Source organism: Paenibacillus septentrionalis, assembly GCF_042659865.1.
GTDB classification, from domain to species: Bacteria; Bacillota; Bacilli; order Paenibacillales; family Paenibacillaceae; genus Pristimantibacillus; species Pristimantibacillus septentrionalis.
Genome location: NZ_JBHSTE010000004.1, coordinates 644,725 through 659,958, shown reverse-complemented (window position 1 = coordinate 659,958; position 15,234 = coordinate 644,725). Strand labels below are relative to the sequence as shown.

The following is a 15,234-nucleotide window of genomic DNA, read 5'->3' as shown; positions in this document are numbered from 1 at the left end:
AATCACTACCTGTCATTACTTGTTGTAACGATTGGCGTGCAACAATTGTACCAAATCCTCGACATATTGTTCAATCCTTTGCTGAATGTCTTGCGGATATAATCCCTGGAATCCGAGCAGCGTCCAGCCTTCATACACCTCGATTGGCCCAAAACCCGTCATATCCAGCAAGCAGCATATATCCCAGTACGGATCATATTCAAATTCAGGATTAGCTTCCAGATACGCCTCTAAAAATGTATTGGCGGCATCCACGCCGTACAATTGCACTAAATTGATGCGACAATGACCGACATCAATCCCAGCTGGCCCATTACAGCCGCTAACCCAATCCACAATACCGATAACTTGGTCCTGCTCCTCATTCCATAGCACATTCGTCGGATGATAATCACGATGAATAAGGCAAGGATCAAAGCTGGGAGCTGGCTGTTGGATACGATCAAGCAAGCTTCTCCAGCGTTGCGGATGCTGTGACCAGCTTAGTGCAGGGTGCTCTGTAGCAGCTGCGGCATCAACGTAGCTGTAATAATTCCACGGTACAAGCATATTGTTCGCAGTAGCTCTATGGATTGGAGCGATTGCCTGCGCAAGGACACGAAGCCATTGCTGCTTCGGCTTTTGCGGCAAGCTGATTTGCCCTTGCAAATATGTCATTAGCAACGATGGTATTCCTGCACAATCTCCGTACGCATCATAAGCGATGCAGCGCGGGAATCGCACCTGAAGATGCTTCAACTGCCCTGCATCCTGCAGTACCGCAAGCTGCCTGAGCACAGCTGCTTCTTGAGCTAATATCCCCTGCTCTTCATTCAAGCTATCAGTAGGCTGGACAGCACGCAATACGAAGCTTTTTACAGCATTAGATTCTCCGAGCCGAATATCGAGCCGATACATCGAGGATGAAATACCCCCTAGCAACTTCTGTACCTGTGCAAGCTCTACCGTTCCTCTCCATTGTGAGCGAATCCACTCCTCTTGCTGTAAATCAATATTGTCCATTACTGCTCCATCCTTCCTCCAGTTTATGCTGTTGTATCGCTACCATTGGAGCTCTTGCTGTTCCCGCTCCGTGAGAACCATTGCCAGATCGGAACAAGATGCTCATCTGCAATGCTTTTCACGCGGTAAGCGAATGCACTGCCCAATACCTGGACTCGAATGGTACGCAGCTTGCGCTTGCGCTGCATAGGAGATGTTTTCATGCTCAACGTAACGATATGCTTTCTGCGTACAAAGTAGGTGACGCGATTAATTGTTCGCTTGCGCAAAATCAAATCGCCATCCTCCAGCCATACACCTGCTGTACGCATACATAGCCATGACCAGCCAAGAACAATCGGAATCAGGAGCAGGAACCATAAGCTGTTCCATTTCCACAGCCACGCTGCAGCTCCAATTAACACCAGCACCACAATGAGCGACGGCATCGCATACATGCGATACGCACTATTAGGTGGTGCTTGAAGCTGCTTGCGCAAATCAAGCTGTCGATCAGGCAAAAGTTGCGACATCATTGCTGGAATGTCTTTCTTTCGAATAAACGGGTGAATAACAAGCTGCTCCATCGCATTGGAGGTAATAACCTGTACGCGAAGTTCTGCAAAGCCAAGCAGCTGTCGGATTGGATTTTCGTCCATAATGACAGCCTGCACTTTATTTTGATCGAAAATAAAGCTTTTCTTCTCCAGCAAGCCATAGGAAACAGATAGCTGCTCCTCACTTCTTCTAATTTGATAATCTCCGAATTTGATCAGATAGATAACGATCGAAAGCAGCCAGACAAATCCAAATACAATAACCGTCATCATCACAATAACGAATAACGTCATAACAGAAAACTGCTCCGTCACTCCCCCTACCACAGAGTCATAAAAATCAGGAGACATAACCTCGAGCATTTTTTCGTACAGATTCGGGAAGATCAATTCCAATACATCATCTGCAAATGAATAGATCCCCAGCAAAAATATAAGCGCAAAGTTAAGATTAAGCGAGGTCAACGATGCTTTCAGCAGTTGTCCGGCGCTTAGTTTGTATTCGTAATCATAGCCAGTCGTATCGTGCTCCTGCTGAAGCAGCTCGCGATCTTCCGTACTGCCCATTGGCGATACTGAGCCTTCCAGCACAGCTTGATCACCTAACTCTACAGCCGAGTGTAACGACGAGCCCTCTTGTACAATAGCTGCGGCATCTCCCTCATGGGCTTCAGCAGACGTCTGTTGCTGTGCAGCTGGCGAGCCGCTCGCCATTGCAATACTTCTAGAACGAAGCTGCTTAAGCTGCTGTTGAAGCTCTAGCGCAAAACCATGCTTCAGCACACTAAGCTCACCCTCAGCCATTCCGGGCTTGCCGCCAGGTGTTTCGATCTGTAAAGAGGCCACACCGAAAATACGCAGCAGCAACGGCTGTTGCACATTAACCGAATGGATGCGATTGTAATAAATCGTTTTCTCCTCACGCTTGAATACGCCCTTATGGATAATTAGTCGATCTTGCTCAAGCGAATACTGAAATTTCTTCCATGGTAAGTAAGAAAACAGAAAATTGAAAGCGATCAAGGCAATAACCACAGCAATTCCCCAAATCGTCTTCATAAATTCAAAGTCATCAATATTGATATAAGCAATGACTAGCAGCGGAATAAGCGTGCGAATATTTTTAATGAAATTAATGACAATATACAGCTTCGATAGTTGTCTTGTGTTAGTCATGCTGCTCATCCACCTTGGCAAGTTCTCCGATATGCTGTTTTAACGCTTCAGCCTCATCCTTGTCCAGGCCCTTGATTTCATGCTTTGTCGCTGCCGTCACAATCGTAACGCTTGCCAGCTTGTATTTACGCATAACGGGTCCGCTGCCGACTTCAATGTGCTGAACACGAACCATTGGCACAAGAATATTTGAATGAAAAATAATGCCTGACTTGATTTCAATCTCTTCCTCAAAAACTTCAAAGGAAAAGCTCCGATACTCATAGACTGGAACAATCCACGTGTACACTACAAAAGACAGCAGCACAACACCTCCTGCTATCCATACCGGAACAAGCGTCCAGTCCTTCCATAATGCAAATGCCAACCATCCTAATACGAGCAGCAGTATAACAGCATGTGAAATCACACTGGATACTTTTGAAGCTTTAACATAGTCAGGATGCAATTTGCGAGCAAGCTCTCGTTGCATTGATCCATTCCTCCTGCAGTTATATTAAAGCGGCACAAGCTGTGCGCTTCCAACTATATTCCATTCTACAGGATTATTGCTGGAAAATATACGAGGATATGTTAAGTTCATCACAATTACGACTGCAGGCCGATAAAAGGTCGTCCGAAAGCCGTAGCTGCTTAGCTCGTAATGATGCGGATAGGAAAGAGAGGCATCCAATACCTCAAAATGTACAATCTCAACTGGTGTCCGAATGAATGATTCATTCGTCGGTCTCCCTTTCTCATCCAGCTTGAGATTGAGGTAAATGATCCGCTCGGCACTTTCTCTTGCTTTTGCAGGGTCAAGCTGAAAGACACCTTCAGCCAGCATCGCAGCATCAAGCTGGAGGGCAGCTGCATGTGCGCCTCGATTAACGGCCTGCTTGCCTTTATAATAGCTTTTCATTGCCAATTCCTGATCGACACCGCCTGCATATAGAGAAAGCCATACAACGAGCATCAACGGTACGATTAGCAGCTTATACATGACATCGCCGTACCCTCCTCTTTTCTCTTTTTGTCCTTTATGGCTAGCTAGTGGGCGACGTATTCACTCATCTGAACGCCGTATGCCTTGATATGCTGCTGACTCGGAGGACGTACACCTACAAGCTGATCGATCATGAACAACCCATCAACAGGATAGCTGATCGTTAATGATATTCCTTCGCCGCGCGGCACTGGCTGCGATGCTGAATTTGCAGATTGTCCGGTTGTACTGCGAGCCTCATATACGAGCTGCGCAGCATCAAGACCAAAGCTTTCCAGCCTTGCTCGAGATTGATCAATATGTGAAGAGCTAATATAACCATATTGACCACTCGCACCAACCTCGAGCAAATAATCAACCTCCTGCTGTAGGAGCGCTTGCCGTAAAATATACACATGTTTATAAACCGGTGCGAACATAACCCAGCACAGCGTCGTTGCAAGCAGCACAAACATTAAAAGCTGCTTCATGCGTCAATATCCCGCACATAATCAATCGTATGGCGATGCGCCCGCTGCTGCTCATTCTTCAACCCTAGCTCTCCGCCTATTGCAGCAAGATAAACGAACAACATACATAGGATGAGCAAGCATGTAATTAACAGCTGCTGCATAATATCACCAACCTTATATGCAAAATATAACTATTCAGATGTGAATAGTGTGGATAATGTGGATGAATATGTGGGTAAACTGTAAAAAACCAGCAAAAAATCGGTTACATTTACTCGTTTCTCTGTGGATTGTGGATAGAGGTGTAACCACTTATGGGTTAATGTTGCCAATGCGTACATTCGCTGCATCACCTTGAGATTGAATTTGTGCCTTTGTGCCTGTTCCTTCTCTAGCGATGATATTATTAAACAACAGCACGACAACGACAAGCAGCATAACCGTCATCAGTATGTTTTTCATCTTCTCACCTCCTCTCAAGCTCATTTGTCGCTAGCCTAGCCCGATGCTGTTTCAACATAGCCACTTGCTCTTGAGCTATTCCAGCATCGACATCAGCTTATTGACCTCCTGCACCCATGGATATAAAAAGACTTGGAACGTGTACAAAATAGGAATGCCTGCAAGCACAAATAAAACGTATGAGCTCGTTTCCTTTCGACTTTCCTTCGCTAATTCAAGCCGCTCTTTATAATCGCGCAAATGCGCTCTAAGCAGCTCATAAAAACCTTCATGCTGCTGATGCCTTAGTGCGTCAATCGTTTCAACAAAGCTAATGCCTTCTGCTGTTCCAATTCTCTGTTTAAAGCCTTGAAGTGCCGATACAGGGTCTTGATACCATTCAGCCAGCAGCGTTTCCATGTCTCGTCTTAACAGTCTGCTGTATGGCAGGCATCGTCTCAGCTTGCTGTGAATATGCAAGGAGGAATCTTCGAAATAAAGCAGCTGATGGCTTATCGCATAAATCTCACGTGTAATCGCTACTGCTCGCAGCTCGCGATACAGCTTGAGCCAGTACTGGTCCCATAACAAAGCTGCAAACGATAACAGGCTAATGATTATCAAATTAATAACCAGCAACGAAGCGTGCCAAAAACCAAGTGATATTCCGAAGGACAATATAAGCAGCACAACGATAAATAAAGCCAGCAGTAGACGACGACTGACGGCATAGGTCAGCACAGACCATTCCAGCCCGCAATTTGCGAGAAGAACTGCACGTTCGCTGTACATTAATGCATCACGATCCAGTCTTAGCACACGCAGCAACCTGTCAGATGGCTCTAGCTTTTGCCAGCCCCATATGCGCTTGTACAGCTTGCTTTCCCGAGAAGGCAACAGAGAAAAAATCATAAGCAGCGCTACCAGACTGAATATATACTGCCCTGCCACGATCATGTAATCGAGCCACACTGCCATATCGCATCCTCCTCGCTATGCATTCAATTTCTTTCGAGACAAATAAAGTCCCATAATAAAAGACAAAAAAATCATGACGAACATGTGCAGCAGCATTTCCCTTCCTCCTGCATCATAGATGTAGTATTGAATCGCATGCTCGCGATTGTAATACAGATTGATGCCGACAAATAGTCCGAAAAACAGCAGCGGCGTAAAGTTCGCGATCCGTATTTCAAGCAGGCGGTGACGCTCCTGTTCATTGGATCTTCGAGCTGCACGCATATCACTAATCAGCTCCTTGAGACTGCCGCTAATCGTCACCCCCTCATGCATTGCAACCTTAAGCATCTGCACAAAGTAATCCGACCAAATATGTCCAAGCGCATGTGCAAAAAGCTCCAAACTTTCATCATCATCCTCAAGCACAGATAAATTGCGATACAGCTGCTCAAAAATTCTTCTCATTGAGCCAGTCATCATCTTCTCTTCCATAAGTCGCGCAAGTGCCACTTTAATTTGACGCTCGCCTGTAATGAGATAACACTGATAAAATGATTCAAGCGCTGGCAAAAAATCGATTTGCGCCTCGAGTCTTTTGTGAACGAGCAGCAGTCGCATTACCAAGTACGGTGTTCCCGCAATCATCGCTCCAAGCAGCAGTGCACCTTTCCATGTCCCGAAAATCCAGCTCCCTAGAAGCAGACCCCCGATCAATAAGCCAGCAAGCATGCTGAACAATGCATCACCCTTTAATGGCACACGCAAGGAATGCAGCAGCTGATCCAAATGCTTCTTTACCCTCTGCACAGCTCTGCTGCTGCGGACGGCATTCTCATTTGAAGGCAGCGGTTGTCTTCCACCGCTTCGCAAACGAGCGCGCAAGGTTTGTCTTTGCAGAAGCAGCTGCATTGACCAATCCACAACCAGGAACAAAAGCAGAAATATTACTACAAGAAGTGCAATTGCAATTCCATCAATGAGCATTGCATTCCGCCTCCCTCAAATGCGGAAAATGAAGCTGGAGCTCTTGCCAATTGACAATCCAGTCATCAAGCTGCTCATCATATCTCACCCAATCCTTCACCGTTACTTCTTCGTTCTTCCAGCTAATATGCGCGATTCGTGCAATCACCCTGCGACCATTCATATACTTGAGCTGAATGCCAATTTCCGTTACATATTGAGCGACGCGCTTCACTAGCCGGTGAGGGTCCATTGCCCGTCCATCGAGCATGCACATATCAACAATCGCTTCCGGCACATCCTCCAGCTCATTAGCATGAACGGTAGTCATACTTCCTCGGTGTCCGCGTGTGCATGCGCGCACGTATACATTCGCATCATCATCTCGAATTTCCGCATGAATAATGCGCTGTGGCGATTGTCTAAGCGCAAGCTTGAATGCTTGCTTCGAGCTGTGAAGATAATCATCCTCATTGATTTCATATTCAATAATGTTGCGATCAGGATAGTCGCGGCTGATCATCATCTCATATCGTCCTTCAATTGTGACGAGTCTTTCGGAAGCTGGCAGCTCCGCGATTAGCGCTTTAAGCAAATTTGTTTTGCCGGTGTTCGTTTGACCAATAAGTACGAGATTGTAGCGCTCGGTTAGAATCGCATTCAAAAGTTGAAGCATAAGTGGAGACATCATTCGGAAAGGAGGCTGTGCCAACTGATGCAGCGGAATATTGCGAAGCGTATAGAATCGAATTGTAAGGGTAGGCAGGGATGTGTAGCCGTTGCCCGTAATCGTTACGCGCGAGCCGTCTCGGAGCATTACCTCGGCCCAGCGTTTTTTCATGTTGATTTGATCGTTATTGAACAGCACCAAATTTTGCTGAATGCGTTCAACGTCTTTTATATGATCAAAGCGATAGGAGGATAACGATACTTCGCCACGAACGACCGTAAAAATTTGCGTGCCAACGACCTGTATCTCCTCTAAGCCATCCGTCTCCGCAATGATCGCCTCCAGAACATGCAGCCCGACGATTTCAGCGAATATTGCTTCTGCCAAGGAAGCGTAAGGATGTCGATAATTCGGAATCTCCTGAACGTGCAGCTGAAGCAACCGATCCGATATCAAATGCAGAATGTAAGTACGGGCATCCGTATACCCAAGCACCGCTCGATTAAGCTGCTCGCTATATTGTCTGCGTTCCTCCTCACTATAGCCGCGCGGCGTTGCGAGAAAGCTGCGCAATTCGAAGCAAAGCTTCTGAAACTGCTCAGCACCTGCCTCCTGCTCGTCATATTCAGGCTGCTCCTGCAGCTTTCGTCGCTTGGACATATAATCGAGCGCAGAAAAACGTTTAACATTTTGTTCAACCATTGCCATTCATCACCTTCTTTATTTCGTCTTGGACAACAAGGCCAGTCCAGCGTTCAAGGAACGCCGCCAACGGGGCTTACAATTCTTCCCTTTCGTAGGCGACAGCGAAAACAGCTCTGGCAGAAGTGCTTTGCAATAATTAGAAAGCCATCGGCTCCCTTCAGTCGTCTGCTGCAGCCACTGTTTAAATTCACCTCGGTCCAGTGCTTCATACAACGAGAGCGGAATCACGACATCAGGCAGCGCTATTCCAGCGAGCTGCTGGTGGCAATCACGACTTGAATACAGACCGCCCCGATGCTTAATGACCGAGTGGTAGAGCAATTTGCTTTCCAGTTGAATATGCTCCCCCATCATGCCAACCCATGCCTGATAATCCTCTTGAAAATGTGACAGCGCCGCAGTTGTTGTCAAAACGACGCCCTCTCCTTCGAGCAGCGCACTGATCGTACCCGCGTTGTCCCAGTAAGCATTGGCATCAAGCACAATGTAATCATAGGCTTGGCGAGCTGTACGAATGAGATGCAACAGCTCCTCCACTCCGTAATATTCAGCCGTTTCGCGATAGCGATTGCCAAACAATACATAGAGCTCCAGGTTAGGGCTATAGCGGTGCATCGCTGAATGAAGCTGTTCCTTCGTCAAGCTTTCTGCACGGAGATCAGGCAGCAACTCGTCGAGACTTGCACGTTGTCCATCAACGCCTATATAACGATGCAGCTTGGATGATTTGAGATTCAAGCATAAAAATGCGACGCGCTTGCCGCTCCATTCCGCCATACGAACACTAACCGCTAGCGAAAGCAGCGTTGTACCAATATTAGGAGTCGTCCCTAGAAAGGTAACGGCTTGATTCCTTTGTTCAGCTTGCGTCATCTTGCATCTGTCCCTTCATTGGAGCTGGCAGTGCGTGATAGGCAATAACAAGCTTACCGCTGCCATCGCTGCAGCGCCGTTCAATCTCCAGCCACTGCGCTTCCGTTAAATTCACATTGATATACTCGATCATTCCGTTCGCGTCTCTTCGCGAGGCGTACATCTGCTCAGCGTTGCTTCGCACGATCGCATGCTTGTCCATTTCACTAGGAACATCCACTTCATTGTTCGAGCCCGTTTTCACTGAGGCAACGATGATTCCTTCCTCGAACAGCCTTTCTGCTTCGCCTTCCTGCTGTGATACGTAAATCCACACCTCATCACCAGCACGAATGCCATTCGAGATCGACTTGATGTAATCCTTAGGAAGCTGAAAGGTTGCCTGCTGCTGGTTAGGATGCAGGGCGAATTTATTCAGCTTCCATTGCAGGATCGGCTCGCCTGTGCCGAGCGGGATAACCGCTTCCTGCCCAATAACCTCCTCCAGCGTATATAGCATGTCCTCAGTCGCCATGGACTGCGGAATCGTATGCCAGGCAAGCTGCTCAGCCGTGATATATTGCCCCGCATCAATCCATCTGCTTGGAACAAGGATGCGAACGCGCTCTTCCTGCTGCACCCGCTCCAGCTGAACATAATACAAGCCATACACTGCTAGAGCAGCTAACAGCGCTGCCAGGATGGACAACATAATTCTTCTCCTACTGATCACCTTTACTCACCTCGATCCTGTTAAGCTAAACCAACTATATTGGAGATGCATATTAACGCAAAAAAAAGAACGCAGGGTCTCGTCACTAGGACGAAAACGCTGCGTTCTTCACACGTTCATATGCCATTTGTCTATATCATAGCAAAATTGGCATCTATTGTCTATTCCTAAAAATCAATTAATCCGACACTAATTAATAAAGCATCGTCAACCTTTCGCATCGTTTCATCATCCAGATGCGTAATTTTATCGGTCAAACGCTGCTTATCAATCGTGCGTATTTGTTCCAAGAGTACTACTGAATCCCGATCAAAACCATGCCTTTCAGCATCCATCTCAACATGAGTAGGTAGCTTTGCCTTTTGAATCTGTGCTGTAATTGCTGCGACGATTACTGTTGGACTGAATCGATTACCAATATCATTTTGAATGACGAGTACAGGCCTAACTCCTCCTTGCTCGGAGCCGACTACCGGTGATAAATCCGCAAAAAAGACATCTCCGCGTTTTACGATCAATCCCTACACCCCGCTAACAAGACGACCTAGAGTATGGTCTGCTTCTTCCTCCGCTTGAAAAGCTTCCGAGGCAATGTTTAAATTAATTCTTGCCATTTCCATATAGCCTCGCTGCATTTTTTCTCGAATTTGACGTTTCTTTCTTTCGAGAAGATACAGTTTCATTGCTTGGCGAATGAATTCACTGCGATTTGAATTTTCAGTTGCGACAATTCCATCTACTTCTTCTAACAATTGATCCGGCAAGCTGATCATGATTCGCTTCGTATTATGAATATTGGCCACAGAATTCGCACCTCCAAAACTTTTCCAACACTGTACTACACATTATGACATTTTTATATCTATTCTATACTTCAATATATATGAAGTATATATATCAAGTATGCTATATCCTCACATTATGGTTTCGAGCTATAGCGTAATAATCCTTTTTTGCCTTAACAAAAAACGATATGTAATCCCTGCCAATTGCAAAGATTGACCTAGCTTTCCACATTACTTCTATATTACACTACATCCAGTCCATTAGCCATATTTAATTACTGAGAAAATGTTCCAGTTTATGTGCTGTTGATGCACAGCAGGCGGTTGCTGGACACATTTACCAACAACCACCTCATTAGTTGCAAGCCAACCTATACGCCATTGCTCACTGCAATAATCGTACTGTTCTCGATATATCTTCGCGGTACACGGCTTGCAAGCATACAGGTAAGCTCATAATTAATCGTACCGATCTGATCCGCCACCTGTTCCGTTGTAATTTCCTCTTCGCCCTGCTTGCCAATCAATACAACCTCATCATCAAGCAGCTCGGACAATTCATATTGCTGCAAGGAATTCAATGACACCATGCATTGATCCATACATATTGCACCGACTACCGGGATGCGCTGCCCACGAAGCAGCACTTCCGCCTTGCCAGTCAGCATGCGACTGTAGCCATCTGCATAGCCGATTGGCAGCGTTCCGATTCGCTCATCAGCATCAGCATAGTATCTGGCGCCATAGCTGATCCCCCAATTTTCAGGTACCTGCTTCACATGTACGAGCTTCGTCTTCAAGCTCAGAACTGGCTTAAGCTTGATTGCTTTGCTTACTTCCTCTGATGGATACAAGCCATACATCGCAATGCCGAGACGAACCATATCTCCAGCCCATTGCGGCGTATCCATGCCCCCTGCGCTGTTCGCCGCATGAATAATCGGAATGTTCCAGCCCTGCTGCTTTATATGCTGCTCGACCGCATGGAAACGCTCATATTGAAGCTGCGTGTACGCCTTATCTGCCTCGTCAGCTTTCGAATAATGGGTAAATACCCCCTCGACTTCAAGCGTATCCACCTCTAGTGCACGTTGAATGTAATCAATCGCTTGCTCTGTCCCAAGCACGCCCAGGCGTCCCATACCCGTGTCCAGCTTAACATGAACCTTGAGCGGAGCATCATTAGCAACGCTTAGCTTCTTCGCCGCTTCCAGCTGATCCTCACGATATAGCGCAATCGTGACATGATGCTGCTGAGCAAGCTCCAAATGCTCCGGCGCAACATAACCAAGCACAAGAATAGGCAGCTTAATTCCTTCACTGCGCAATCTTAACGCTTCATCGAGAAAAGCAACGCCTAAATAATCGAGTCCATAACGTTCCACTGCACGCGCAATTTCCACAACGCCATGTCCGTATGCGTTAGCTTTGACGGATGCGAGGATGCGCGTGCCAGGCTTTAGCCCTTTGCGAACTTCTTCTATATTATGATAAAGGGCGTCCAAAGAAATATCTGCCCATGTTGGTCGATAAAACGTACTCAATTGCTCCACCTACTTTTTCATTGCTACTACGTCAATAGTTGTTATGTTACGCCTTGTTGCTGGCAGTGTCAATGTTGAGAAGCGCTTTAATTTTGATAGTGCTTTGAGCAGCTTATGGCATCCGTTTTTATTCGGTTTTCCAGCTTGCTAAGTAGCCGTAAGGCAGGCTTAAATGAAGCCTCCGTTTACTCTTATTGTCTGTCCTGTAACCCAGCTTGCTTGCTCACTTGCTAAAAAGGCTATGACATTCGCTACATCCTGCGGCTCTCCAAGTCTTTGAAATGCATTCATGCTGCTTAATGTCTCGATCTGCTGATCGCTTTTACCTTGCAAAAACAACTCCGTGCGAACGGGGCCTGGCGCAATCGCGTTAATGGTAATCCCTTTGGCGCCAAATTCCTTGGCCAACTGACGTGTAAACTGCTCAACTGCTCCTTTAGAGCCCGCATATACGCTGTAAGCCGGGAACATATTTCCGACAACAGAGGTGGATATATTAATGATGCTGCCATTGTCCTCCATATGCCGCATCGCTTGCTGACATGCGAAATACGTGCCTTTTACATTTATCGCAAAATGCTTGTCAAAGTCCTCCTCAGTTACATGCTCAATCATATGATTACTCATATAGCCAGCATTATTGACGAGGATATCAACCTTGCCGTATGCGGCGATAGTTTGAGCGAAAAGCTCTTGGATATCGACCAGCTTGCTTATATCGGCAGCGACTGCGATTGCTTGCCCTCCATTGCTTCTCAGCTCTTCAACCAGCTTATCCGCTGCTTGTCTGCTATGCCCATAGTTCACAACAACTGAAGCACCTAACGCTGACAGCTGCTTCGCAATGCCGCTTCCAATCCCTCTTGATGCTCCTGTAACAATAGCAACTTTCCCTTGCAAATTCGTCATCGTCCTCGCCCTCTCTATTCGATCATGGATGCATGCTATAGTTCAAGTTTATAAGCCTCGGCGTGGCAAGCGGTAGCATAATTCTCGTTCATCATTGCCTGATTCTACAAACTGCGATACGATTTGCTTAAGATGATTAACGGTCACAAGGAGAGAAGCGATGGGCGATAACCGACTACATTCAGCTATACAAGAGCGCCAGCAGGAGCTGGCATTAAAAATTCAAGCGCTGGTGCATACTGACGGTTTTCATCAGACAGCAATTCCAGCCTTGACATTAATTCGTGCCTCCAGTACAACTGAGCCGCTTCTATCGCTTTATGAGCCCTCATTAATTATGATTGCACAGGGCTCCAAAATCGTAATGCTTGCCAACGAAAGCTACTATTATGATGAAGCGACCTATCTTGTTGCTTCAGTTCACCTGCCTATCACAGGTCAAATCGTGCAGGCAAGCCCTGAAAAGCCGTATCTGTGTGCGCAATTATCCTTTACAACAGAGCAAATGATTGAAAGTTTCAAGCAGACAAGCGAGATGAACCTACACAAAAGTGAAACAGAGCGTGGTATGGCGGTTAGCCAAACGAATGCTCCTTTGCTCGATGCTGTTATTCGGCTCGTCTCACTGCTGGAAACGCCTGAGCATATTGCAGCTCTGTCGCCTTTAATTATTAGAGAAATCATTTATCGGTTGATGCAGGATGAGCAGGGCCGACATATGAGGCAATTTGCAATTATGGGCAGCCACGCGCATTCAATTGCAAGCGTAATCGGGCATATACAGTCCCACTATGCTAATCGCTTCACCATTCAAGAGCTGGCCAACCTCGCAAATATGAGCGTTTCAACACTCCATCATCATTTCAAAAAAGTAACTGCGATGAGTCCCTTGCAATATCAAAAGCTAATTAGGCTACGGGAAGCGCGCCGCCTACTGATCTCGCAGCGCATTGATGCAGCAGAAGCCGCATTTCAGGTAGGCTACGAAAGCGCAACGCAGTTTAGCCGAGAATATACGCGCATGTTTGGCTTACCTCCAATCCGCGACATGAAACAGCTAAAACAGTCGCTAACTACGCATCCACTACTTAATCACACCAGTAATGACGCTGACAGCGATACGAATAAATAAAAAAAGCTCCCCTTGAGTCAAGGATGGATTGAGTCCATACCTGCCTCGTAAAGAGGAGCTTTCATTATCATCTAAGCAAGTGGCTTACTTGGACAATTCAGCTTGAACGGATTGCGCGATTTTGATCAGCTCAGGCTGCGGCAAGTCCGCACTGCTCAGGCGGAAAATATTGCCGTTGTACGTCCAGCTTAATGTTTGAACATCTTCGCCTGCTGTCAGTTGAGCGATTGTAAAGCCAAGATTGATCATATCACCAGGCACTAGTGATGTTGCGATATCTTTCGCTTCTGTCTGGATCAGCGTGTAATTATAAATGCCCTCGTAGCGAGTCATTAAGCCTTGGCTACCAGCATATTCAATATCCATCATATCCTTTTCGTTTACACCTAGCGGCGTATACGTTGGCTCCATTGCTACAAAACCTGTCTGCTGTTGCGGCAAAGCTGTTGTAGGCTCTTCGCTATTAGCATTGTTGTTTCCTTCAGTGCCTTCCGTTTCGTCTGTAGCTGCATCGTCTTCTGCAGGAGCATTCGCGTTATGCTCGCTATCTGGATTCGGTTCTGTACCTTCCTGATCTGGCAGGTCACCACCTACGCCATCGTCGCCCGGTGCAACACTCTCTTGTTCTGCTGCGTCAGTTTCTGCTTGCTGCTCCTCCGCTGTTCCAGAAGTTGCACCAGCGTTCATGTTAGTTTCTGTTGCAAAATAATTTTCTGCAAAGCTTGGGTTGAACTGGAACGTATCGAATTTCACATCAACCAGTACCGTTGCATTCGTATCGCTGACCTCTACTTGAAGTGGATGATAATCATCCTGACTTAGCCAAATTTTTTGGCGAGCAAGTGAAGTATTGTTGTACTGAGCCATCACATCAAAGACGTAAGCATCCTCTGTCGTTGTAAATTGACGAGAACCGTCAAGCAGAATGCTCTGAACCAATGTTTGATATAAGTACACTTGTCCTTGTTTTTGCGGCCATTCACTTTGGAAGCGGAACACCTTGTTTTGCTTCGGAGTCAGAACGAATACTCCTTCATCGTTGCGTAGCACGATTTGTGTGATATCCTTGTCGACATTCGTTAGCTTGATGCGATACGACTCCGGCTTCTGGTAGGCTACCTCCACCTGATACACTTGAGGCTGCTGACCATTGTGCAATGTCATCGTGCCTGCTCCAGTATAGCCCTCCATACTGTTCAAAAATTTGTCCAAATCCTTCACCACGGATTCGGCGTCCTTCGTACCGCAAGCAGATAACACTAGTGCAAAGCTTAGTATAATTGCCGCGATCCATGTCATGCGACGCATGAAATCATCCCCTCTACAACTTGGTTTTTACTGGCTGATACATACTTATGAGGGGACTTGACCATTTATGCAGACAAGATT

The 15,234-nt window shown here is 46.5% G+C and carries 18 protein-coding genes; 1 reads left to right on the top strand and 17 read right to left on the bottom strand.

Features of this window, described 5'->3' with window-relative positions; all coding sequences use genetic code 11:
- Nucleotides 1–15: 15 nt before the first annotated feature.
- From ACFP56_RS14745 to ACFP56_RS14670, 16 genes are all read right to left on the bottom strand, one after another.
- Nucleotides 16–1,002, bottom strand: coding sequence for a phosphotransferase family protein (locus ACFP56_RS14745; protein ID WP_379235799.1), 987 nt, complete (start codon nucleotides 1,000–1,002; stop codon nucleotides 16–18).
- A 23-nt stretch (nucleotides 1,003–1,025) separates the two neighbouring features.
- The gene (locus tag ACFP56_RS14740; protein WP_379235797.1) at nucleotides 1,026–2,714 is read right to left on the bottom strand and encodes a PH domain-containing protein; all 1,689 of its coding nucleotides are present in this window, start codon (nucleotides 2,712–2,714) and stop codon (nucleotides 1,026–1,028) included.
- Entirely contained in the window at nucleotides 2,707–3,186 is a 480-nt protein-coding gene (locus ACFP56_RS14735) for a PH domain-containing protein (RefSeq protein ID WP_379235795.1), read from the bottom strand. Before ACFP56_RS14735 ends, ACFP56_RS14740 begins: the two co-directional genes overlap by 8 nt.
- Nucleotides 3,187–3,210: 24 nt before the next feature.
- A complete protein-coding gene (locus ACFP56_RS14730; RefSeq protein WP_379235793.1) occupies nucleotides 3,211–3,696 on the bottom strand; it encodes a hypothetical protein in 486 nt (161 codons plus the stop codon).
- 47 nt (nucleotides 3,697–3,743) lie between these two features.
- The gene (locus tag ACFP56_RS14725) at nucleotides 3,744–4,169 is read right to left on the bottom strand and encodes a hypothetical protein (protein ID WP_379235791.1); all 426 of its coding nucleotides are present in this window, start codon (nucleotides 4,167–4,169) and stop codon (nucleotides 3,744–3,746) included.
- Nucleotides 4,166–4,312 carry a hypothetical protein gene (locus tag ACFP56_RS14720; protein WP_379235789.1) on the bottom strand — a complete coding sequence of 49 codons (147 nt, stop codon included), beginning with the start codon at nucleotides 4,310–4,312 and terminating at the stop codon, nucleotides 4,166–4,168. The genes ACFP56_RS14725 and ACFP56_RS14720 overlap by 4 nt, the downstream gene beginning before the upstream one ends.
- Before the next feature lie 151 nt (nucleotides 4,313–4,463).
- Nucleotides 4,464–4,613 (bottom strand): hypothetical protein, encoded by a 150-nt coding sequence (locus ACFP56_RS14715; protein WP_379235787.1) that lies wholly within the window; start codon nucleotides 4,611–4,613, stop codon nucleotides 4,464–4,466.
- A gap of 75 nt (nucleotides 4,614–4,688) precedes the next feature.
- Nucleotides 4,689–5,570: a hypothetical protein gene (locus ACFP56_RS14710; RefSeq protein WP_379235785.1), complete on the bottom strand. Its 882-nt coding sequence runs from the start codon at nucleotides 5,568–5,570 to the stop codon at nucleotides 4,689–4,691.
- Nucleotides 5,571–5,585: 15 nt separating this feature from the next.
- Nucleotides 5,586–6,536: a hypothetical protein gene (locus ACFP56_RS14705; protein WP_379235783.1), complete on the bottom strand. Its 951-nt coding sequence runs from the start codon at nucleotides 6,534–6,536 to the stop codon at nucleotides 5,586–5,588.
- Nucleotides 6,526–7,887, bottom strand: coding sequence for an ATPase, T2SS/T4P/T4SS family (locus ACFP56_RS14700; RefSeq protein ID WP_379235781.1), 1,362 nt, complete (start codon nucleotides 7,885–7,887; stop codon nucleotides 6,526–6,528). The genes ACFP56_RS14705 and ACFP56_RS14700 overlap by 11 nt, the downstream gene beginning before the upstream one ends.
- An 18-nt stretch (nucleotides 7,888–7,905) precedes the next feature.
- On the bottom strand, nucleotides 7,906–8,763 hold the full coding sequence (locus ACFP56_RS14695; RefSeq protein ID WP_379235779.1) for a hypothetical protein: 858 nt from the start codon (nucleotides 8,761–8,763) through the stop codon (nucleotides 7,906–7,908).
- Nucleotides 8,750–9,454 (bottom strand): SAF domain-containing protein, encoded by a 705-nt coding sequence (locus ACFP56_RS14690; RefSeq protein WP_379235777.1) that lies wholly within the window; start codon nucleotides 9,452–9,454, stop codon nucleotides 8,750–8,752. The genes ACFP56_RS14695 and ACFP56_RS14690 overlap by 14 nt, the downstream gene beginning before the upstream one ends.
- 188 nt (nucleotides 9,455–9,642) lie before the next feature.
- Nucleotides 9,643–9,993 (bottom strand): type II toxin-antitoxin system PemK/MazF family toxin, encoded by a 351-nt coding sequence (locus tag ACFP56_RS14685; RefSeq protein WP_251668965.1) that lies wholly within the window; start codon nucleotides 9,991–9,993, stop codon nucleotides 9,643–9,645.
- Between the two features lie 3 nt (nucleotides 9,994–9,996).
- Nucleotides 9,997–10,278: a CopG family ribbon-helix-helix protein gene (locus tag ACFP56_RS14680; protein ID WP_213514969.1), complete on the bottom strand. Its 282-nt coding sequence runs from the start codon at nucleotides 10,276–10,278 to the stop codon at nucleotides 9,997–9,999.
- A 353-nt stretch (nucleotides 10,279–10,631) separates the two neighbouring features.
- On the bottom strand, nucleotides 10,632–11,804 hold the full coding sequence (gene alr / locus ACFP56_RS14675) for an alanine racemase (protein WP_379235774.1): 1,173 nt from the start codon (nucleotides 11,802–11,804) through the stop codon (nucleotides 10,632–10,634).
- Between the two features lie 168 nt (nucleotides 11,805–11,972).
- Entirely contained in the window at nucleotides 11,973–12,713 is a 741-nt protein-coding gene (locus tag ACFP56_RS14670; RefSeq protein WP_379235772.1) for an SDR family oxidoreductase, read from the bottom strand.
- 160 nt (nucleotides 12,714–12,873) lie between these two features.
- Here ACFP56_RS14670 and ACFP56_RS14665 point away from each other — a divergent pair, with 160 nt between their 5' ends.
- Nucleotides 12,874–13,845 carry an AraC family transcriptional regulator gene (locus tag ACFP56_RS14665; protein ID WP_379235769.1) on the top strand — a complete coding sequence of 324 codons (972 nt, stop codon included), beginning with the start codon at nucleotides 12,874–12,876 and terminating at the stop codon, nucleotides 13,843–13,845.
- Nucleotides 13,846–13,929: 84 nt separating this feature from the next.
- Here ACFP56_RS14665 and ACFP56_RS14660 read toward each other — a convergent pair whose 3' ends face one another.
- On the bottom strand, nucleotides 13,930–15,153 hold the full coding sequence (locus tag ACFP56_RS14660) for a DUF4367 domain-containing protein (protein ID WP_379235767.1): 1,224 nt from the start codon (nucleotides 15,151–15,153) through the stop codon (nucleotides 13,930–13,932).
- Between the last annotated feature and the right edge of the window lie 81 nt (nucleotides 15,154–15,234).

Bases quoted from the DNA above. Each gene is read 5' to 3' on its own strand.
- ACFP56_RS14745 (WP_379235799.1), bottom strand. From the start codon at position 1,002: ATGGACAATATTGATTTACAGCAAGAGGAGTGGATTCGCTCACAATGG.
- ACFP56_RS14740 (WP_379235797.1), bottom strand. From the start codon at position 2,714: ATGACTAACACAAGACAACTATCGAAGCTGTATATTGTCATTAATTTC.
- ACFP56_RS14735 (WP_379235795.1), bottom strand. From the start codon at position 3,186: ATGCAACGAGAGCTTGCTCGCAAATTGCATCCTGACTATGTTAAAGCT.
- ACFP56_RS14730 (WP_379235793.1), bottom strand. From the start codon at position 3,696: ATGTATAAGCTGCTAATCGTACCGTTGATGCTCGTTGTATGGCTTTCT.
- ACFP56_RS14725 (WP_379235791.1), bottom strand. From the start codon at position 4,169: ATGAAGCAGCTTTTAATGTTTGTGCTGCTTGCAACGACGCTGTGCTGG.
- ACFP56_RS14720 (WP_379235789.1), bottom strand. From the start codon at position 4,312: ATGCAGCAGCTGTTAATTACATGCTTGCTCATCCTATGTATGTTGTTC.
- ACFP56_RS14715 (WP_379235787.1), bottom strand. From the start codon at position 4,613: ATGAAAAACATACTGATGACGGTTATGCTGCTTGTCGTTGTCGTGCTG.
- ACFP56_RS14710 (WP_379235785.1), bottom strand. From the start codon at position 5,570: ATGGCAGTGTGGCTCGATTACATGATCGTGGCAGGGCAGTATATATTC.
- ACFP56_RS14705 (WP_379235783.1), bottom strand. From the start codon at position 6,536: ATGCTCATTGATGGAATTGCAATTGCACTTCTTGTAGTAATATTTCTG.
- ACFP56_RS14700 (WP_379235781.1), bottom strand. From the start codon at position 7,887: ATGGTTGAACAAAATGTTAAACGTTTTTCTGCGCTCGATTATATGTCC.
- ACFP56_RS14695 (WP_379235779.1), bottom strand. From the start codon at position 8,763: ATGACGCAAGCTGAACAAAGGAATCAAGCCGTTACCTTTCTAGGGACG.
- ACFP56_RS14690 (WP_379235777.1), bottom strand. From the start codon at position 9,454: ATGTTGTCCATCCTGGCAGCGCTGTTAGCTGCTCTAGCAGTGTATGGC.
- ACFP56_RS14670 (WP_379235772.1), bottom strand. From the start codon at position 12,713: ATGACGAATTTGCAAGGGAAAGTTGCTATTGTTACAGGAGCATCAAGA.
- ACFP56_RS14665 (WP_379235769.1), top strand. From the start codon at position 12,874: ATGGGCGATAACCGACTACATTCAGCTATACAAGAGCGCCAGCAGGAG.
- ACFP56_RS14660 (WP_379235767.1), bottom strand. From the start codon at position 15,153: ATGCGTCGCATGACATGGATCGCGGCAATTATACTAAGCTTTGCACTA.